Here is a 19017-nt window from a genome sequence, read left to right as displayed (position 1 = left end):
GTGCGGCGCTTGCTGGTCAGGGCGGTTGTGGAACGTTGGGTGTCGACGTTGGCCGCGGGGTTGGCTGGCCGTTGCCACAGCGACGTCGGTGCCGAGGCGGGGCAGTTGTGGGTGGCTGTATGTCGATGCCGGTCGAAGGGGTGGACGCGCCGGTTACTTCGGGTTTTGGTTCATGTCGGCGACGAGCTGTAGGTAGGCGAGTTCGTATGGGTTCGTGTCCGGTGCTTCGCGGGCGTCGGCGAGGGCGCGTCGCAGGAGGCGATCGGCGTGTTCCCCGGTCACGCCTAGGTGTTCGGCCTGCTGACGGTAGCCCTCCTCGGACTGGATGGCGTCGGTGTAGGGGTTGTTCACGCTGTAATGCTGCCTCGGAGTACTCGGGCTCGCCGATCAGAGGGTGTGGTGGAGCTGTCGGTGCTGCGTTCGTGCCTCGGCTGATTCCCGGTGACGATGAATGCCCGTCGGTGCTGGAGGTGGTCGGGGTGGAGCGTGCGGCCGTTGTTGCCGGTGACCAGCCGGTCATCCCGCCGATGCTGGCGACCTAGGTGAACCGCCGTCGGGTCCGGGGTGGGCGGTGGAGTTCAAGTGGGACTTCTGTGCACGGTTTCGAGCTGTTGGTCCAGGCACCCAGGCCGACACGCCGCGCCGCCGCGTTCAGCGATACACAGGGTGTGGGCTCTGCTCTAACTCTGATGGGCGCCCTGCTTGATGGAGTGGCACGAGCAAGCGGCCGGGCCACGCGCATCGCGGAATGACAGGATGTTTGTTTTGCGAGGCGTGGACGTCCGTCCTTAAGGGGACACCCTGCCACCTGGTCGAGGAAGCCGATGCGCTGGGCTGCGGTCCGTTCCCCCTCCTACGGAGAAGGACAGTTCGTGGAGTCGTCTGCCCGGTGTTGGGCGTCCGTTACGTATGTGAGGTACATCAACTGGCCGAAGCGAGCTTCCGGATAAGAAGATCAACTATTCCTATCACGCCGAGACTGACTTGCACATGGGCAACAGTGGGCGGCAGGCCCGGTATCGAGACATCTTCCAAGTAGACCGGAAGAATGTACTCTCGTTCACGCATCTCGAACGCTCTCACCTGCGCTGCAACGCGCTCATGATTCGTCCACATCTTATCTCTGTATGCCTTGCTTACTAAAAGAAGACAAAAACGGCACTCGTGAGCGTAGACATCATACAGAGTGGTGTAGAGGTTTGCGCCCCAAAGGGATGCCCGTTGATCATCGTCGTAAAATACGCGAATGCCGCGCTCGGTCAAGAGTCTCGCCAGCTGCGACGCAATTTCACGATCCTCGCCAGCGAAGGATAGGGCCACATCGTACTTGTGACGACGGAGCGCCGGTTCGCGGATTACCCTCGCATGCCAGGATCGGCACTGGTCGATGGCGTTGTCCGTTATTTCGTTGAGTAATCGCTTCGGCGCCGACGGATCTATCCTGTAGTAGTGGTCGATCCTGTTTCGAATCTCGTAGGGAAAGTCCGGCCTGCGCGATCGAATATCCGCTTCCGATGCAAGAAGAACAAAAACGACGTCTGGATACTGCACTCGGGTGTTCAAGATGAATAGAGACGACTGGTGCGGATCGAAGCGGTCGGAGAGCGGGTCGATAAACACTGTGTTTACCCGAACACCATCGTCACGGCAATGCCGGATCAAGCCGTAGGAGTACTCGGCGGACTCCGCTTCTGCCACAACTATCAGATTTGCGTGAGCTTCAAGCCGACGGGAAACCGATCGCAGTTTCTGTGAATCTCCGATCATGATAACCTTCAGGGCCACAGCGTCATCTGATTCGCTCATCTGCAACTCCCTCATCAAGTTGAAGGAACTCAATCCTATCGTAGTCCGAGTCGCATCGTCGCCAAGACAAGCGGATCGCCTGCAACCATACGTTACACCTCGAAGCGGGATGTGCAGCGTCAGCACACCCACATCAGCATGAGTCGATATCGATCGCAAGACCAATGCTGTTCAAAGGGCGAGCATATTCAAATTGTGAATCACGGCCGCGTCGTCGACCCGTAGGTGCAACTCTCCGGTCAGCGCTGTCGCCGCGGCCATCGCACGCGAAACGATCTCGGTCTCCAACGTGGGTCCTCGCACGTGCTCGCTCATCGGGCGGCCTTCTGGATCGCCTCGAACTGCGCCTGGGTGTAGAAGGGTTTGTCCTTGCTCCGGTGGACGCGGCCGACGCGCATCTCGATCGTGCGGGCGGTGTCGGCGCGCAACTCGGGCAAGGCCAACGCAACCACACGCGAGTCCAGCAACCGCTCGTGGCCGGACATGGCCGTCGGTTGCCGACCCTGTGCCCGGGGTGCAGGGTTGACCAGGTGCAGCCGCCACCGGTTCCACACTGCCGGAGTCAACTCGGCCACCGAGCCCACCTGCTGCTCGGCCAGCCGTCTCAATTCTGGAGGCCTGGCGGCTGCTGCGCAGACTCCGCTGCTCCACCACCCGCATCACCGACCTGACCAAAGCCGTGCTCACACTCCACCTCAACGGCGGATGAGGTTGAAAAGGGCTCAAGCACTCGAAGCTCCTGGCGATGGCCTTGCTCTTGGTCGCTAAGTCATCTACCAGGAGCTTCGCTATGTCCCCACCACGGTCACCGCCCACGCCGTCAGGTTGGAAAGGGCTCAGTGACACCGGTAGGTATTGGTGATATGTGTGATGTCGGCGGTGAGATCGGAGAAGTGAATCCCGCAGGCGGTTACGCCACTACGCGTGCGATAGAATCCTTCTACCGTAAAATTACGGCCACCACAGCTTCACCGTACGAGCTTGCGGTCTATGTGCGCCACAACGTGGTGTGACTGTCACACGAACGGCAGAGTTGCCCGGTCGGTAATCCGCATGCCCTCAAGGCCCAGTCGTGGTCGGCTGTCGAACAAGGCGTGGGAGTCTCGTGGGCAGCGCAGCGAAGTCAAAGGTGCTGTTCCAGCGGTTGCCTGCCGTCCGACTCCGGTAGTGCACGAGAACGGTCGACGCGGACCGTAGTGTGCTGTGTGGTGCGTCGAGCGAATATCGTTGGTGACGCATGTCTCTTCGGTCGTTCCATATGTATCACGCTTGGTGACGCTCCAAGCGTCGATCTCGGCCACGCGAGTGATCCTCGCAATCATGGGTGACAAGCAGTGGAAATTTCCCTAACGTCGCTGACGGCCGATCGAGCCGGCATCGAGGGCTGAGGTCCGCAGGAAAACCGTGAAAGGCGTCACTTGTCGTGGTGTCCGGCGGACTTCTTTTGGCATCTCGTATCTCTGTTCCTGTCGTTATGGGGAAATCATGCATAGAAGGCGCGGATCCGCTTTGTCGTCCGCCGTATTAGCTTGTACCGCGAGTCTGGCGCTCGGTCAGGGCCAGGCCCTCGCCGCGCACAGCGCTCCGGAGGGCTCCACGTTCACCACCGTCACCTCGGTTCCAATGGTGCAGGCGGCGAGGACCTTGCTGGCCGACCGCATCGGACACGTCACCACCTCCGCGACACCCGACATGCGCCCGGCCACGGCGATTCCTCGACCGATCCGACCGATTCGGTCGAGGCGGGAACTGGCGGAGATCGCCCGGCCGGGCAAGGTCGCCTTCCCTCCCACCGCCTCGTCCGGACACCTCGACGCGGCGGCCGAGGGGCTGCCGGTCCGCGACCGGATCACGACCCGGGAGTGCTGGGACTTCTTCCGCAACGCCTCCTCGCCACCACCGAACTACTGGTACAAGAACCGGTTCAACGGCTGCCACGGTGTCACCCTGCTCTCCGAGCACTTCGAGGTCCGCAACGGCCGCCCCACACTGATCGCCGCCGCGTTCGTCGACGCCGCGGTGATGGTGAGCATGAACGAGAACACCCGCACCGGCGAGCTGTCCGTGGAGCTGGGCAACTGGCGTTGGACCGACGGCTACCCAATCACCAAGAGGTGGACCTTCGGCGCCGGCTGCTGGGACGTCAACCCCTCAGGCCCCGAGTGCACCCCCGACACCGTCTCCCACAGCGACACCCCGCAGGGCTGGGGCGCCAACCCCCGCCGCACCGCCACGGTGCAGTTTCCCACCGGCGGCTCCACGATGCCCGACGACCCTTCACCCAACGAACAGCGCCGCATCTACGAGTTCGCACCCTACTTCTACCTGCCCAACAGCCCGGGCTCGAACTCCTTCTACGGCGCCCCCAACCTGCACCTGCGCTGCGACCAGGCCCGCACCGCGGTCAACGCCAACTACGCCCGCGGCGCCGACTGCGTCTTCCACGAACAGGCCGGCATCTTCCAACTCAGCGCCTCCAACCCCGCCGTCGCCGAATCCGCACAACTCATCCGCGACGCCCAGGACAACCTGCCCGCCACCAAACCCGGCACCCCCGGCACCTGGATCCCGGGCAAGTTCGGCACCCCCTACCCGCTGACCCGCATGTACTACGACACCGTCGCCCGCGACAACAACCGACTCGCCGCCGTGGCCGAATGCAAGAAGCACTTCGGCCCCGACTACAGCCAGCGCAACGACCCCAACGACCCAACCGCCACCAACGACTGCGACGAGTACCCCTTCTCCGTCACCCACCAAGGCGTGCAGATGACCATCAACGCCAACACCGATCGCAGCTACGCGGTCCGACCACTGCACTCGGTCCACAACCAGAACGCCGGCAACAGCCTGTCCCAGTTCCTGGCCGACGACCACCTCGTCGAGGAAGACCCGTTCTACGTGCTGATCAAGGACTGATACCTTCCGCGGCGTGACCGGGAACAACCCTTCCGGTCACGCCGCGTGCACACCTCTTACGGGAGATCAGACCTCGCCATGACCGCGCAGAAGACCACGACGATCACCGCACGCGTCTCCATCGAGTTCGCCCAGTTCGTCCTGTTCGACTACACCGGCCAGGCGACCACCACCGACCTGCTCGCCCGCCGCACACCCGGCTGGATCGCCGTCGCCGGACCCGGCGGAGCCGTCTTCAACGCCGCCGGCCGCCAATCCCTCGCCGCCGACGTCACCCTCGAACTGTGGACCGACACCCCACCCGACGACCCCACCGACCCACACATGGTCACCGAACGCTTCGACGGCGAGTTCACCGTCGACACCGAGCAGATCCTGCTCGCCTGCACCACCGGATCACCCAACGACGTCACCGTGCACCTGCCCCACCCCGGCGCCTACCGCCTCCGCGCCCACCGCCGGAAACAAACCGCTGAGGACGTGGCACCGACCGACACCTGGACCCTGCAGATCTGGCCCGCCTGAACTGCGGCACCGCCACCGATCGGACAGCGCTCACCAACCACGACACAAACAACGTGCCGCGACCACAGGAACTTGACCCTTGGATGTTGGACACGAGATACACGTCGATTGAGGTCAGGCGGGCCGGGTGGTGATCGGCACGTCGGGGCAGTCCCGGGTCAGGGCGGTGAGCGTGGCGCGTTCGGCCGGGTCGACGGTGAGTTGCCGGCGGGTCTTCACGGTGACCCAGGCGGTGAGGTAGCAGCATGCCGCCGGCTGGTGGGGCGGCATCCATTGCCGTGGGTCCTGGTCGGCTTTGCCGCGGTTGGATCGGGCGGTGACCGCCCACAGCGCGTCGAGTTCGGCGAGGTCGTTGGCGTAGTCCTCGCGGCGTTGCGCGGTCCAGTCGCGGGCGCCGCTGTCCCAGGCCTCGGCCAGCGCAACCATGTAGTCGATGTCCAGGCCGTGTGCGTCGTCGACGTGGGTGTCGTCGTAGAAGGAGTACCAGCGTCCGCCGGTCAGAGTGCAGCGGCCGGTGACCTGCGGTGGCTCGACTACCTCCTCCAACAGCACTTCGGCCCGCGTCGAGCAGCCGTCGCGATCGGTGTCCACCCAATGCTTGAACGCGTCGTGGTGGTAGCCCTCCCGGTTCTCCTCGGCCACCGACAGCCGCGCCACCGCTTCGCGCAGCAGGATCTCCTCCGGTGCCGCGGCTGCGCGGGCCGCGCCCGGGACGGCCACACCGAGCGTCACCGCGCACACCACTGCCAGACCGACGCACCTGCCCCGCATGGCCACACTCCTCGTCCTCACACCTGGTTCTACGGTGCTTAATGGACGGTGGGGTTTCGCGCAGCGCGGCGTCGGCGGCTACACCCGTCCGGGCGGCCCGCGCACTTCGTGGGGGCGCATCGCCGAGCCGTGCTCGACAGGCATCCGCGCAACAGGCTGTCCACCGTCGATCGGCCGGACCCGAATTGGCCGAAGCCGCGAACCGGCCGGCCCGGGTCGCTGCTCCGTTCGGGCGGCCGGTATTCCACTCGACCGGTACAGGAATTTCCTGTCAAGTCAGCGTGTTGCTCGGATGGAGTATTGGTGTCGTCTGATGAGGTGATTCGCTCGGGGACAGTTGGGAGTCTGGTGGTGTGGCCGAGGCTGCTGGCAGAAGCGCCGTTGTCCGCCTTGGAGCATCGCCGTGGTGAAGCGCGACCAGATTCCGTAGCGTCGGGCGCGTGCCCGACTTTGTGCGCAACGAAATGTCCGGTGAGGCGGCGGCGGTCGTCCAGGCCGGGTCGATCACGGGCGGCGTGCACGTGTCCGTGCACACGCGGCAGGCCGCTTCCTCGCCCGCCCGGCCGATTACCGAGTGGCACCCGTTCGACCTGGACGTGCACCGGGCCGTCACGGCCGCCGACGCCCGGCTGCCGGATCTTCCGGCGTACGTGGCGCGCGAGCACGACCAGGAACTGGCCGGGCTGCTCGCGGCGAAGCGTACCGCGATGGTGGTGCTGACCGGTGAGTCGTCCACCGGCAAGACCCGTGCGCTGTACGAGGCGGTCACCGCCGAACTGGCCACGTGGCCGCTGCTCTACCCGCGCACGGCCGAGGATCTGCTGCACGTGCTGGCGAACGGCGTCGAGCCCGGCACCATCCTGTGGCTTAACGAGACCCAGAACCACATGCTCGACACCCACGGCGAACGCGCCGCCGCCGCGCTGCGCGCCCTGCTCGAACTGCCCGGCCCGTTCGTGGTCGTGGGCACCCTGTGGCCGCAGTACTGGTCCGCCCTGACCTGCCCGAACCAGCCGCAGGCCCGCGACCTGCTGCACCATCGCGTCACGCGGATCCGGGTCGCCAAGCGGTTCACCGCCGCGCAGATGGCCGCCGCCCCGACCGACCCCCGGCTGGCCAAGGCACTCGCCACCGCGCACGACGGCGAAGTCGTCCAGGCCGTCGCGGGCGGCCCCGCCGTGGTCGAGCGCTACGAGCACCCCGACACCCCCGAGGACCGATACGCGACCGCCATCCTCACCGCCGCCCTCGACGCGCGGCGGCTGGGCCACCATGCCCTGCTCACCACTGCCCTCCTGACCACCGCCGCACCCGGCTACCTGTCCGACGACGACCGGGTGGACGCGCCCGGGACGTGGTTCGAGACCGGACTGAAGACCGCCATCACCTCCCTGCTCGGCGTCGCTGCGCTCCGCCCGGTGCGCCTCGGTCCCGGCGTGGGCCCACCCGACGGCTACCACCTGCACGACTACCTCGACCAGCACGGCCGAACCACCCGACGGCGCGCCCTCACCCCGGACTCCCTGTGGGACGCCCTGCTCGCCCACGCCCGGGACCCCGAGGACCGCTTCCGCCTGGCCCGCAATGCCTACCACCGCCTGCGCTACCGCCACGCCGACCCGCTCTACCGCACGGCTGTCGCCACTGGCTCCACCACCACCGCACGGAACATGCTCGACGTGTTAGTCGACCATGGGCGCGAGGCCGAAGTCGGAGACCTACTGGACCATCAACCCGATCGCTACGACTTCCAATTCGAGGCTTGGCGGGCGTTGGACCGACGAGAGCTGCCTCGGCGCGAAGTCTTCCTTGAGTTGCTTCAGCGCCGGGGTGTCTGGGCAGGCCTGCTATTGGCCGAGCACCTGGTCGAAGTCGGCTCACTCCATCAAGCGCTCGCAACGCTGCGCCGAATGCCCCAACAGGAACAGGTCACAGAACGCCTGGTCGAGCTGCTGGGCCGAGCCGGACGGTGGGACGAAGCGCTGGAGGTCGTTCGCGACAGCAGGCGGCGCTCCCACGGGTGGACCGACCGCTGGTTCGCGGAACGGTGGGCGGACGTAGGTGACATCGAACAGTTGCGTGAGCTCGCAGCGAGCAAGGTGCCCGAAGCCGTCTGCAACCTCGCCGCTCACAGCATCGCGACCGGCGGCCGCGCCGAGGCTGTCGTCGCGGAGCTGGTGGCGTCCGGACACGTACCGACCGAACGCCTGCTTGGTGTTCTGCTCGACCAAGGCAGGATCGAATTGGCGATCGAGTTGGCCAGCCACACCTTCGCAGTCGACCTGATGGTGCGCATGTTGGTGTCGAGGAACAGGCGGGTCAGGGCCATCCGGTTCCTCCGCGACGTCACCACCAAGCCCCGGCTGCGGCCCGTGCACGTGAAGCACCGGATGCTGCTGGCGGACTTGCTGGCCGACGAGGGACGCTGGGAGGAAGCGCTCAATCTTGCACGGGGCAAGTCCTGGGCCAAGGAGTGGATCCCGCAGCGACTGGCTAAAGCGGGCAACGTGGTGGTGCTGAGGAGAATGGCCGACACCGGCCAGGCCGACGCTCAACGGGAGTTGGCCGCGCTGCTCGCCAAACACGGACGGCACAGCGAACTGCTCGACCGGACGAGGAGGGGCGACGAGCACTGCGCGTTCCAGCTCGTCGCCCTCGCTTACAGCGCGAAGCTCCCGGACAGCGAGCGGTTGCTCGCCGAAGGGCTGTGACCGCGGCAACGACCGATCCAGGTCGGCGGTAACACCTGGCGTACCTGTGCAGGCGCCGCGAGCACCGTTATCTGAAACGCGCGGGTCGGTGAGCTTGTGCCGGCCAGTCGTTCGGGTTGCCCTGTCGGGATTCGGGGAACGGGATGACGTTGGGGTCCGGATGTGCGAACGCGGCCCGGAGCTGCTGATTTTCCAGGGTGAGCTGGTTGACGACGCGGACCAGTGCCGGGACGTCGGCGCGCAGGCGGGCGAGTTCGGCGTTCTTGCCGGCATCGGTCTTGTGCAGCGAGGCGATGGTGGCGCGCAGGCGGACCTCGTCGCCGGAGGTGGCACCGCGTTCGCGGCGCGGTCGTAGAAGCGGACCTTGAGGTCGGTGTGGCGTTGGGTCAGTGCGTTGCGGGGGACGTCAGCTTCCAGGGCCAGGGCGACGACGGTCAATGCCCCGTTGGACCGCTGGGGTGTGCCGGTGAGGATGCGGTCCATTGCGGCGAGGATGCGGTCGCGTTCGTCGGGCGCGGGCTCATCGGGAGTCCTCGTCGATGTCGATGTTTCGCGGGTCTTTGTGGTTCGAGGTGATGCGGGTGCGGTCGTGGGTGTCGGCGTGGCCGCGCAGCGTCGCGGCGGTGCCGTGCAGGCGTTGAGCGAGCGGGCCGGGGGCGCGGATCGCTCGTCGGTCCAGCAGGTCGGCTCGTTCGCGCAGCAGCGTGGCGTGGTTGTCGGTGCGGGCGATGTTGCCGCAGCCGGGGACGCAGTGGTCGAGCCTGGGGGTGTCACGGATGTCGTCGCGGGTGGCACAGGGCGGTGGCCCGTTTGTAGTGGCACAGCAGCAGGGCGTGCGGGTTGTCGTAGAGCATGGCGTCCTCGTTGCCGAGCAACCTCCGCGCGGTGGTGGCGGTGATGATCGTGCTGGCGAAGGTGGGGGCAGTGGCGGCGGCCTTGATCGCGCGGCGGGCGGCCGGACCGGACACGCCGCCGTGGTCGAGGTCGTGGTGCAGGTCGGCGACGGTGTCGGCGACCGCGCGGACGCTCTCGACGTCGAGCAGTTCGTGAATGCCGCCCCGGCCCCGGTTGGCGTAGCCGGCCGAGACCGCAGTGCGCAGGTGCCCGTACTGGACGGCCAGCGCGATCAGTCCGCCCGGTCGGCGGGCGATGTGCCAGGCCAGGGATCTGCGGAAGCGGGCGGTGCCGATGGCACCTGCGGGGTCGGGCGGGATCGCCTCGCCGGTCAGGCCGCGGGTGGTGGCCTCGGTGTTGGCCCAGGCCACGAAGACCTCGATCCGTGGTGCCATCACCGCTGCGGTGACCGCCCCTGTGCGCTGCCGCGAGGTTCCGAGGTGCCGTTCGGTGGCGAACAGCAGCCCGCCCGCGGGCACGAGGCGTTCCAGCACTCGGATCGCGGCGACCACCGGCCCGATGGCCACCCAGGGCACATCGCGCTCGACACCGGCCGAGTCGTGGTTGCCGTGCTCGTCCAGCGCGGTCTTGAACACCGCGCCGCGGATGAGGTGCCGCCCGAGGGCGCCGTTCTCGGCGGGTTCGGGGTCGGGGCAGCAGCCGCTGCGCCAGCCCAGCACTACTGGTGGAAGGTACTTATTCCAACCATGCGCTATTCCTCGCTGGAGACGAGGGCCTGACCACGCTGGCGTTATGGTCACGGAGGGCAGCGCCGATTGCTGGGACAGCCAGCACCTCGCATCGTCGTGTGTCGTCGGCGCCTGCCGCCGCTCGAACGTCCTCTTCTGCCGATGAGCGGACGATGCAGTCTGGTGGATCGGCCGACTCTGGGCGCTGATCTTGTTTCGGAGCGGTGACGTTCCGGCGTCCAGGTCGGGTGCCGTGCTAGACACCGTCGTTGTGGATCCCGACTTACTGTTTGCTCTATTGGCGCCGCCCATCGCGACGTTACTGGTGTTCAGCGGCCTGGCTATGGTCGCCGTGGTTGTCGACGAACTCAGTGGCCGGGCGCCGAGCGTGGGGCGCTGGCGAGCAATGAGTGACGGGCCGATCCCAGGGCTTCGATGGTGGGTCGTGCAACGCCACCTGTGGAGGACCGCCCGAAACGCGGGGATAGCCGCGATGGTGCGACGGGTGTGTCGAGTAGGACTGCTGGTCGTCGTCGCGGGTGCGGCGGGATTCGCCGCAGGAGTGCTCGTCACGTTTCCCTACTACGCGACACTGGCGCTGTCGGGGCACGCCGTACCGGACGGCGTGCCGCTCGTCGTGATCCTGGGCGGCGTGTTGGGAGTAGTGTCCTTGGGACGGCGCGTGCGGGCGCTGGTAGGCCGAGGGCAAGGATCCGGTCCCGATCCGAGCGCCGTCCGACGGGCGCTGAGCCTGCGAACCAGGATCTCTTTAGACAGGCGAGTACACCTCTACACCCACCTGCGGTGGGCGGTTGGCGTCTCCGCCCCAGCGGCTCTCCTCCTGGTCCTCGCGGCTTCTACAGCCGGCCGTGAGTCGATGCCGCCCGCCGCAAGCTCGGACGGATCCGCCTGGACCACCGTCTTCCTGGGCTCGGCCTTACTCGTCCTCATAGTGTTCAACAGGCTCGCCACCGCAGTCGCCGTCGTGTTGTCGCCAGCACACGCTGCTGTCGCCCTCCGTCGCTGCCTCGATCAGGACGACCGCCCAACAGCGCGCACCGGATGGGCTCACGACCCGTTGGGGAGGCAGCGTCGGAACCTTGAACAGGCCGCCCGTGCGCTCACCCTCGTGGGCCGTCGCCTCGACAGAGCATGGCCCGGACACCCGCTCGCCTCGAGCGTCCTGGGAGGAGCCCGTTACCTACGGCGCTTCCTGAACGGAAGCGACTCACTCACCAGCGCCTACCCCGACCAACTCGTCGACGTGCTCAACGGACTCATGATCGTTCTGGCCGAACCCGGCGACTCGCAGAAGGTCGCCGCCCTGGGAGTTCTCGTGGGTGCATTCGACGCGGAAGGGCAGCCCTTGGGCGAACTGCGGCGAGAATCGCCTGGCCGCTGGACAGTGGCGCTCACGAGGACGGGCGACCTGCTCGACAGGTACTCGCGGATCGCCACTGCGGTTTGGGCGATCTTCAGCCTTGTCGTAGTCACAGTCTTGATCCTCACCGACAACCTGGATCTGACCAAGTTCCAACTCCAGAAGTGAACCAGCCGGTCGCGAGGCTGTCGTCCCCTATGGAACGGCACCGACACACACCTCGTCTGCGGTGCACGTAATGATAGAGGTCAACTTTCAGCCGGGCGTTATGCAACGTCCGGCGTGCTGTGCTCGGAGGGCGAGGTAGTCGGTCCAGTCTCGGCGGGCGTAGGTGACCCAGCGGACTGCGGTGTTGACGTGGAGGCCGAGGAGGTCGGCGAGGACAGCGGCGGGGAGGTCGGCGCGCAGGGCGGCGGCCCCGGCCGTGCTGGAGGCGGCTGTGCGGGCCGCCTGGGTGAGGCGTCGGCGTTCCGCCTCGGCGGCGAGGATGTCGCCGCCGAGGTCTTCGACCATGCGCAGCGCCCAGACCAGCAGCGGGCCCATCGTGTGCTCGGACAGCGGTTCGGTGCTGTTCTCCCCGCCGGTCGTGGTCGCGGCAGGCAGGTAGTCGTCGATGCCCCGGTCTTCCCAGGGCGGGCGGCCGATCCGGCAGGGCCGGGCGCTGAGCTGGTCGAACGCCCACAGCCGCGTCAACGCGAGCAGCAGCTCGTGCAGCCGCGGCCACACCCCGGCTTCGGTCCAGTCACGCAGCCGCCGCCAGCACGTCATGCCCGACCCTTAGCCCAGCTCCTGGGGCAGGAACTCCCACTGGATACCCGTGTAGAGCACGAACAGGATGCCGCACAACGCCTTGCGGTCGTCCAACCGCCGACGACCGGGATACCGGAACCGCCGCTCGACCTTCGGCAACAGCGGCTCGACCAACTCCCACAGCTCGTCCTCGACCTCCCACGGCCGACGCCGGGCCACACCAACCTCCCACCGGACAACACCACATCCGACAAGATCAAAGCATAGCCAAGATCATTCTGTTAGGACCTCTAAAGAACTTGATCCACAGGTCTTGACGATAGCTCCCGCCGAGAATGGGTTGAGGTGCGGTGGCTGGATGCCGATGGCGTTGGGTAGCGGACCTCGTTGGGGGAGGCGGCGCTGGTGCTGTTCGGAATGTGGCCTTGCTTGTGTTGAGGATGAACCGGCGACTTTCCGCAGTTGTGCGGTGTACGTCAGCGGACGAGCCGGGGATGGTATCTCCGTGGGCGGCACGTGAGCCTGGATGGATTGGGGTGAGTGACCGCGGACGACTCCAATGACGATCATGTAGTGGCCGGTGTGCGGCAGGACTCGACCGTGCTTGGGTCCGGGTTGTCGGTGCAGGCTGGCCGAGACGTGACGGTCGTTCATCAGGCGGTTCCGGTACGGGCGGCATGGCCGGTACGGGTCGGGCTACCGCACGCGCTGGCGGAGCACTATCAGGAACGCCGAGCTCACGCGGTGCTGATTGAGACGTTGGAGGCCGGGCGCGCGGTCGTGGTAGTCGGGTCCGGGCGGCGCGCGGATGTGGTGGTGTCGGGGTTGGGCGGGGTGGGCAAGTCGCAGTTGGCCGCTCGCCACGCCTGGTCGGTGTGGTCCGATACGGAACTGGACTTGGCGGTGTGGGTGTCGGCGTTGTCGCGCGACGCGGTGGTCACCGCTTATGCCGAGGCCGCAGCCCGGGTGCTGATCGAGCAGGATCCACAGATCGCCGACCGGCCGCCGGAGGATGCGGCGCGGCTGTTTCGGGAGTGGCTGGCCACGACATCGCGTCGCTGGCTGGTGGTGCTCGATGACGTGCAGGACCCGGCCGACCTGCGCGGTCTCGACCCTCCACCCGGTGCCGGCGGGCAGGTCGTGCTCACCAGCCGACGGCGCGACGTGGGGTTGGGACGCGGCGGACACCGGGTGATCGAACTGGATGTGTTTGCTCCCGACCAGGCCCTGTCCTATCTCACCGAGGCCCTGGCCGGCACCACTAGTAGTGCCGACCGGGAGCAGTGGCAGAGGTTGGCTGAGGAGCTGGGGTGGTTGCCGTTGGCGTTGAGCCAGGCCGCCGCGTACCTGGCCGATCAGCCACTGCTGACCGTCACCGCCTACCGGGCGATGCTGGCAGACTGGCGCCGAACTCTCACCGACCTCACCCCACCCGAACACACCCTGCCCGAACACCAGGCCACGGTCGCCGTGACCTGGTCGGTGTCCATCGACCGCGCCGACCGGATCGGAGATCCGGCCCGGCCACGAGGCGCGGGACTGGCCCGCCGACTGCTGGAGATCGCCGCCCTGCTCGACCCCAACGGCATCCCCCACGATGTATTCACCGTCCAACCCATGCTGGACTTCCTCACCACACTCGCGGGCAGGCCGGTCGCCCCCGATGACGTCTATGACGGACTGACTCGACTGCACCGGTTTAACCTCATCACCCTCATCCTTGACCGACCGGCGCGGGCGGTGGCGGTACACGCCTTGGTCCAACGCGCCGTCCGCGACACCCTCACTTCCGGTCACCTCCACCATCTCGCGCACACCACCGCCAACGCGCTACTCGCCGCCTGGCCTGCCAGCGAGATCTTCTCTCGAGATCTCGTTCAAGCCCTGCGGTCGACCACCACAGCCCTTCACCTTCACACCATCCCCGCCCTGCTTACCCCCACTCTTCATGACGTGTTCGATCGTGTAGGTGGATCACTGAGTTTCAGCGGTCAGATCCAGGCCGCAACTACCTATTGGCGCACGCTGCACGACCACGCCTGCACCCATCTGGGACTCGGCCATCCGGTCGCTCTGACCATCCGACGACAGCTCGCGTTCTTACTGAACGAGGCCGGCGATCGGGTTGGTGCGGTGGCCGGCTTGGAGGCCTTGCTGGCAGACCGCCTACGGGTGCTGGGACCCGAACACCCCGATACTCTGCCCACCCGGCACGGCCTGGCCCGCTGGCGCGGCGAAGCCGGTGATACGACGAGTGCGATCGCCGACTACGAGAGCTTGCTCGCAGAGGTGCAGCTGACGACCAGTCATGATTTTCACGCTCTCGTGGTAATGCGTCGCGGAATCATTCACTGGCAACATTGGCGACACGGAGCGCACGTCGGTGATCCGGCGGACGCGGTGGCCGCCTTTGAAGTCCTGCTCGCAGACCTACTCCAGGGTTCAAGCCCCGACGAGCTTTCCACCATGCATATCCGCCGCGAGCTAGCCAACTGGCGGGGGCGGGCTGGCGACCCGGCGCGTGCGGTGACTGAGCTTGAATCATTACTTGCCGAGGTGCCGCACGTTCAAAATCCCGACAATCCCATTGCCTTCGCTATCCGTCGCAAACTTGCCGGCTGGCGGGGCGAGGCTGGTGACCGGGCTGGCGCAGTGGCAGGGTATGAAGCGTTATTGCTCGATCAGCTGAGAGATCCGGGACCCGACCCCGACCACCCCGACATTCTGACCACCCGCCACAAGCTCGCCCGCTGGCGAGGTGAGGCCGGTGACACGGCCGGCGCGGTCGCTGAATTCGAGGCGGTACTGCCCGACCAGCTACGGGTCCTAGGCCCCGACCACCCCAACACCCTGAACACCCGCAGCAACCTCGACCGATGGCGAAATGCTCTTGAGCAGGAGGGCGTCGACACTGAGACCTGACGCCTGCCGTCGTCGCAGCCGTACGACATGGTCGAGCCACTGCCACTGCCACTGCCACTGCTGCTCGGCGTGAGGGAGGGGTGGACGGCCTGGCGGGAACGTTACGACGACACCGACGTGTGTCTCCTCGGTGTACCGGCGAAACCCCCGTCGACTGCCCGAACAGACCTAGCACGATGTCCGCCCGATGATCCGGAGTAAGGAAGATCGGGTCGCTGGACTGCACCCGACCTCGTCCTCACGTACCACCAGGTCAGCCCAACCGGTCACCAACCCCGCCCCGAGCCGCACCCCATGGCACCCAGAACACACACCACTCCGCCACGTTGCGATTCCCTCTCGACGTGCACCAAAACGCACATCTAATAGGGAATAGTCGTGCTAGACCTATCGAGTCCTTCCGCGCCGGCGGTGGTGACGGGAGGCGGTGGTTCGGCCTCGCCCGGCCGGCGGCATGATCGCGCGGGTCATCGCGGCGGCGTGGCCGGACCACCAGTACGGCGCCTCAGCGGGTCGGGTGCGGGCGGTGTGTTCCCCTCTCAGGTCGGCGTGTTCACCATTCGGGAAGCGTCGTCACCAGGTGGGTGACGACGCTCATGCCCTGGCGCGGCGGCCGGTCAAGGCGTGAGTCGTCGTTTCGTCAGCGGTGCTGGACGTCGGAGGCTTGCGACAGATACGCGCCTGGCAGTGGCGGGGAGCACCGCTTGCAGCGCGGGTCCCTCGCGTTCGGGTTGCGGCGTTCGAGCCGGGCCGCGATGTCGGCGGCGGTCATCCGGCGGGTCTTCGTCCAGCTCTCCCAGTGCCGTTCCAGAAGCCTGTCGATGCTGCCGCAACCGTCCAGTTCGATGGCGTAGGCGTGCAAGGTCGTGAGGTGGTTGACCGGGTTCGCCGTGCTCACGGTCGGACAGTCCCAGGCGTGGATCAGGCTCTTGTTCAGCAGGTACGGGTGGGAGTCGGGGGTCATGGCGTCCTGCTCGTGGCGCCATCGGGAGATCAGGTCGTCCATGAGCTGCCTGGCTTCGGCGTGGCTGTCCACGGCCCAATCGCAATAGGCACAGCAGCCCGAGGTCCAACTGGTGGCCGTCCGCATCCAATCCCGTGCCTGCGCGGCGTCGATCTCGCCGTCGGCGACGCGGTCCAACAGCCATTGGGTGGCCTCGGCCTCGATCAGCCACTGCGTGTCGTGGCTGCGTGACCACTGGGCTTGCACCTCCATCTCGCGCGGGAAGCGATGTGGGCCGATGTGCAACTCGACGTGGCGAGTCGTTCCGATGGACATGACGCGAGATGATCCCATCAGGGTGGCCGCCGTCTGCGCGGCGAGCCGGCTCGATGGAGGTGGTGGTCCGGCCTCGCCCGACTGGCGGCGTGGCCGGACCACCGGTACAGCGCTTCCGCCAGGCGGCGCGCCCGGTCGGTCGCGGTGATCGAGGGACGGGGACGTCGTGGACGTTGCGGTGGCCGACGACGGCGAGCACGACCCGGATCCCCGTGGTTGGCGCGTCGGTCAGTCGGCGGGGTAGAGGCGGAGTTGCTCGTCCTGGTGGCCGTGCCAGGGGTCGGTGTGCTGGCCGGGCGGGGAGATGCGGATCTCCCCGCATCCGGTGCACCTGGTGGCGGTGGCGGTCTCGGGGATGTGGAGCGGTGCGGGGTGGTGGTCGGTGGGATGCTGGCGGAGTTCGGCGCGGGCTTCGAGCAGCGGCACGGGTTCGATGGAGCGGGCCTGGTCGCGGTCGTTGCCGGTGGCGGCTTTGTGGGCGTGGAGCAGGGCCTGGTCGAGTAGGGTTTTGCAGGCGTGCCACTCGTGGTCGCCGCCGTGGGGGACGTCCGTGGCCGCGGCCAGGGCGCGGATCGCGCGCCGTGCTTCCTTGGCCGCGGTGGCGGGGCGGCATCGGGGCAGGTGTTGCAGCGGTAATTCCATGCCGCGCACGGCGTCGGCGGTGAAGTCCGGGTAGCAGTTCTCCAGCAGGTCGGCCGCCGCTTCGGCCAGGAACAGCACGCCGGGTCGTGCGGCGACCTCGGCCAGCGCGAGGGTTGCGCCCGAGATCAGCTTCCGCTCGTTGTCGTAGGCGATGCCGCTGTCGAAGGGCTGGTCCTCGGGTTCCTCGTAGTCGAGGGTGGCTTCGAGGTCTTCGGCGAACTCGACCATGTCCGCGCGGCGCAGCGCCGCGGCCAACCGTCGGCCCGCCGCCTCGGTGTCGAAGATCCGGAACCCGTCCGGGGGTGGCGCGTCGGTGGTGGGGGTGGTGGTGAAGTCGCGCAACGTCTCGGTGTACTTGGCGTCCTCGGTGGCACGGACGTAGGCACGGGCCTTGCGGGCCGCGGTGGACTGCTTCCTGGGCATCGCCGTGTGCTTTCCCGGACATCCCGCGCCTGTCCGCGAGGGCGTGCGGAACCAGGGACGTGGGCCCCGAGAGACCTTGACCGGTGTCGCCGTGCCGGGCGCGGGCCGGGCGGGCGTCGGTGAGCGGCGTGCACGTCCTGCCGCGTGGCCGACACCCTAACCGGTCCGGCCCCTCACCGCACGATCACCCCGACGAGCCGGGTTCGGGGCGGAGTCGTAGCCCTCGGGTCGTGCGCGGCGGTCGAGGAGCAGCCGGCGCGGCTACGGCTGCCCCGCCGGCCTGATCACGCAGGTTCGATCCGAGTCGGCCCGGCGGACTTCCCGCCGGGCCGACACGGCGTTCAGCGGCCGATGCGCCGCAGCGCCGCGTCCAGGATGGGCACCAGGTCCTCGGGCAACGTGTAGTCGTGCACGGTCTGGGACCGCGGCGCGTTCGGGTCGGGGCGGGGGATCGCGACGCGCAGCCGTTCCCCGCTTCCGTCTTGGCGGCCTCCCAGCACCCGGCGCGCGGAGGTGTTCACCGTCAGGGTCATGTGGTGCAGGTTGTGCTGGCCGGTCAGCTCGCGCAGCCGGGCCGCGGTCGCCGTGCCGCCTTGGTCGATCAGCACTCGCAGGAACGTCGAGCCGGCGGGCCGCGCGCCCCGCAGAGCCTGCTCGGCCAGCTCGACCGTCCACAGCACGCCCTCCACGTGCCGGGGCTCGATCCGCTCGTGCGACAGCGTGGTCGGATCCGGGTGTCCATCGACCGCGTCGTGTCCGGTCCCGGGCGTGCCCTGGTCGATCCGGTCATCGTGATCGAGGGCGCGCACTGTGAGGGTGTGTCCGGTGAGCACCAGACGGGTCAGCACCGGGCCCGCGCAACGTTGGCACAGCCGCTGGTCGGCGCCGTTCGGGTGCCGGTGGTGGACGGCCATGTCCGCGTCGAACTGCCCGCAGGAGTCGCAGTCGTCGTGGGCGTGCGGGTAGGGCCGTGGCATGGCGGCATTCTTCCGCGCCACCGCGTCGCGCCGTCCGGCCACCGGACCGTCCGACGCCACGACCGGGTGGCCGCACAGTGTGCCGTCGTGGAGGCGCTGCGGCAGTTGACGGGCGAAGTGGGCTGGCTGACCAGGCTTCCGGCGACGATGAGCACCGTGTTGATCGTGTCGGCCGTGGCCACGTTCGGCGGGAGCCGCGTGCGGAAGTGTGGGCTCGTACTGCGGCACCGGCGTGGTCGGGTGCACATCGGTCACCGTGCCGAGCGGCGGGCGGGTGTCGGTGGCGACACGAACGATCTCCCGGCCCTGACCCTGAGGTGAGGAGTTC

15 protein-coding genes and 2 pseudogenes are annotated in these 19017 nt (G+C 67.5%); 8 read left to right on the top strand and 9 right to left on the bottom strand.

From position 1 onward, the window contains the following. Window positions 1-153: 153 nt before the first annotated feature. The 3 genes from FHX81_RS02115 to FHX81_RS02100 form a co-directional block, all read right to left on the bottom strand. Window positions 154-351 (bottom strand): hypothetical protein, encoded by a 198-nt coding sequence (locus FHX81_RS02115; RefSeq protein ID WP_141974953.1) that lies wholly within the window; start codon window positions 349-351, stop codon window positions 154-156. Between the two features lie 570 nt (window positions 352-921). Beyond that, window positions 922-1821, bottom strand: coding sequence for a TIR domain-containing protein (locus FHX81_RS02110; RefSeq protein WP_141974952.1), 900 nt, complete (start codon window positions 1819-1821; stop codon window positions 922-924). Between the two features lie 296 nt (window positions 1822-2117). Then, the gene (locus tag FHX81_RS02100) at window positions 2118-2381 is read right to left on the bottom strand and encodes a hypothetical protein (RefSeq protein ID WP_141974951.1); all 264 of its coding nucleotides are present in this window, start codon (window positions 2379-2381) and stop codon (window positions 2118-2120) included. A 35-nt stretch (window positions 2382-2416) separates the two neighbouring features. Between FHX81_RS02100 and FHX81_RS02095 the strand changes: the two are divergent. The 3 genes and pseudogenes from FHX81_RS02095 to FHX81_RS02085 form a co-directional block, all read left to right on the top strand. Then, window positions 2417-2515 (top strand): annotated as a pseudogene (locus FHX81_RS02095) (IS5/IS1182 family transposase); the annotation flags it as partial. 695 nt (window positions 2516-3210) lie between these two features. Beyond that, complete coding sequence (locus FHX81_RS02090; RefSeq protein ID WP_141974950.1) at window positions 3211-4725, top strand: NucA/NucB deoxyribonuclease domain-containing protein; 1515 nt, start codon at window positions 3211-3213, stop codon at window positions 4723-4725. A 78-nt stretch (window positions 4726-4803) separates the two neighbouring features. Continuing rightward, window positions 4804-5250, top strand: a complete 447-nt coding sequence (locus FHX81_RS02085) for a hypothetical protein (RefSeq protein ID WP_141974949.1) — start codon at window positions 4804-4806, stop codon at window positions 5248-5250. A gap of 114 nt (window positions 5251-5364) precedes the next feature. Here the strand turns inward: FHX81_RS02085 and FHX81_RS02080 are convergent, their stop codons facing one another. Then, complete coding sequence (locus tag FHX81_RS02080; RefSeq protein ID WP_141974948.1) at window positions 5365-6021, bottom strand: HNH endonuclease family protein; 657 nt, start codon at window positions 6019-6021, stop codon at window positions 5365-5367. Window positions 6022-6461: 440 nt separating this feature from the next. Here FHX81_RS02080 and FHX81_RS02075 point away from each other — a divergent pair, with 440 nt between their 5' ends. Together FHX81_RS02075 and FHX81_RS40230 are read left to right on the top strand one after the other, a co-directional pair. Next, the gene (locus FHX81_RS02075; protein WP_141974947.1) at window positions 6462-8732 is read left to right on the top strand and encodes a hypothetical protein; all 2271 of its coding nucleotides are present in this window, start codon (window positions 6462-6464) and stop codon (window positions 8730-8732) included. Window positions 8733-8892: 160 nt separating this feature from the next. Beyond that, entirely contained in the window at window positions 8893-9087 is a 195-nt protein-coding gene (locus FHX81_RS40230; RefSeq protein WP_170231891.1) for a hypothetical protein, read from the top strand. 415 nt (window positions 9088-9502) lie between these two features. On the opposite strand, the gene FHX81_RS41115 is transcribed toward FHX81_RS40230, so the two are convergent. Next, window positions 9503-10306 carry a hypothetical protein gene (locus FHX81_RS41115; protein WP_211363350.1) on the bottom strand — a complete coding sequence of 268 codons (804 nt, stop codon included), beginning with the start codon at window positions 10304-10306 and terminating at the stop codon, window positions 9503-9505. Between the two features lie 262 nt (window positions 10307-10568). Between FHX81_RS41115 and FHX81_RS02060 the strand changes: the two genes are divergently transcribed. Next, window positions 10569-11864 (top strand): hypothetical protein, encoded by a 1296-nt coding sequence (locus tag FHX81_RS02060; protein ID WP_141974946.1) that lies wholly within the window; start codon window positions 10569-10571, stop codon window positions 11862-11864. Between the two features lie 497 nt (window positions 11865-12361). On the opposite strand, the pseudogene FHX81_RS02055 reads toward FHX81_RS02060, so the two are convergent. Beyond that, window positions 12362-12665: pseudogene (locus FHX81_RS02055) on the bottom strand (transposase); the annotation flags it as partial. Between the two features lie 321 nt (window positions 12666-12986). On the opposite strand from FHX81_RS02055, the gene FHX81_RS02050 reads away from it, so the two are divergent. Then, window positions 12987-15368, top strand: a complete 2382-nt coding sequence (locus FHX81_RS02050) for a tetratricopeptide repeat protein (protein ID WP_141974945.1) — start codon at window positions 12987-12989, stop codon at window positions 15366-15368. Window positions 15369-16008: 640 nt separating this feature from the next. Here FHX81_RS02050 and FHX81_RS02045 read toward each other — a convergent pair. The 3 genes from FHX81_RS02045 to FHX81_RS02035 form a co-directional block, all read right to left on the bottom strand. Then, window positions 16009-16647 (bottom strand): hypothetical protein, encoded by a 639-nt coding sequence (locus tag FHX81_RS02045; protein WP_141974944.1) that lies wholly within the window; start codon window positions 16645-16647, stop codon window positions 16009-16011. A gap of 228 nt (window positions 16648-16875) precedes the next feature. After that, window positions 16876-17712: a hypothetical protein gene (locus tag FHX81_RS02040; RefSeq protein WP_141974943.1), complete on the bottom strand. Its 837-nt coding sequence runs from the start codon at window positions 17710-17712 to the stop codon at window positions 16876-16878. A 341-nt stretch (window positions 17713-18053) separates the two neighbouring features. Next, complete coding sequence (locus FHX81_RS02035; protein WP_141974942.1) at window positions 18054-18689, bottom strand: hypothetical protein; 636 nt, start codon at window positions 18687-18689, stop codon at window positions 18054-18056. An 87-nt stretch (window positions 18690-18776) separates the two neighbouring features. On the opposite strand from FHX81_RS02035, the gene FHX81_RS02030 reads away from it, so the two are divergent. Continuing rightward, window positions 18777-19010, top strand: a complete 234-nt coding sequence (locus FHX81_RS02030; protein WP_141974941.1) for a hypothetical protein — start codon at window positions 18777-18779, stop codon at window positions 19008-19010. The last annotated feature ends 7 nt before the right edge of the window (window positions 19011-19017 follow it).

It is taken from the genome of Saccharothrix saharensis (genome assembly GCF_006716745.1).
Taxonomy (GTDB): Bacteria; Actinomycetota; Actinomycetes; order Mycobacteriales; family Pseudonocardiaceae; genus Actinosynnema; species Actinosynnema saharense.
Note: the sequence above shows the minus strand (reverse complement) of the source record. Positions and strands in the feature narration are given on the sequence as shown.

Bases quoted from the DNA above. Each gene is read 5' to 3' on its own strand.
- FHX81_RS02085 (WP_141974949.1), top strand. From the start codon at position 4,804: ATGACCGCGCAGAAGACCACGACGATCACCGCACGCGTCTCCATCGAG.
- FHX81_RS40230 (WP_170231891.1), top strand. From the start codon at position 8,893: ATGTGCGAACGCGGCCCGGAGCTGCTGATTTTCCAGGGTGAGCTGGTT.
- FHX81_RS02035 (WP_141974942.1), bottom strand. From the start codon at position 18,689: ATGCCACGGCCCTACCCGCACGCCCACGACGACTGCGACTCCTGCGGG.
- FHX81_RS02040 (WP_141974943.1), bottom strand. From the start codon at position 17,712: ATGCCCAGGAAGCAGTCCACCGCGGCCCGCAAGGCCCGTGCCTACGTC.
- FHX81_RS02110 (WP_141974952.1), bottom strand. From the start codon at position 1,821: ATGAGGGAGTTGCAGATGAGCGAATCAGATGACGCTGTGGCCCTGAAG.
- FHX81_RS02045 (WP_141974944.1), bottom strand. From the start codon at position 16,647: ATGTCCATCGGAACGACTCGCCACGTCGAGTTGCACATCGGCCCACAT.
- FHX81_RS02080 (WP_141974948.1), bottom strand. From the start codon at position 6,021: ATGCGGGGCAGGTGCGTCGGTCTGGCAGTGGTGTGCGCGGTGACGCTC.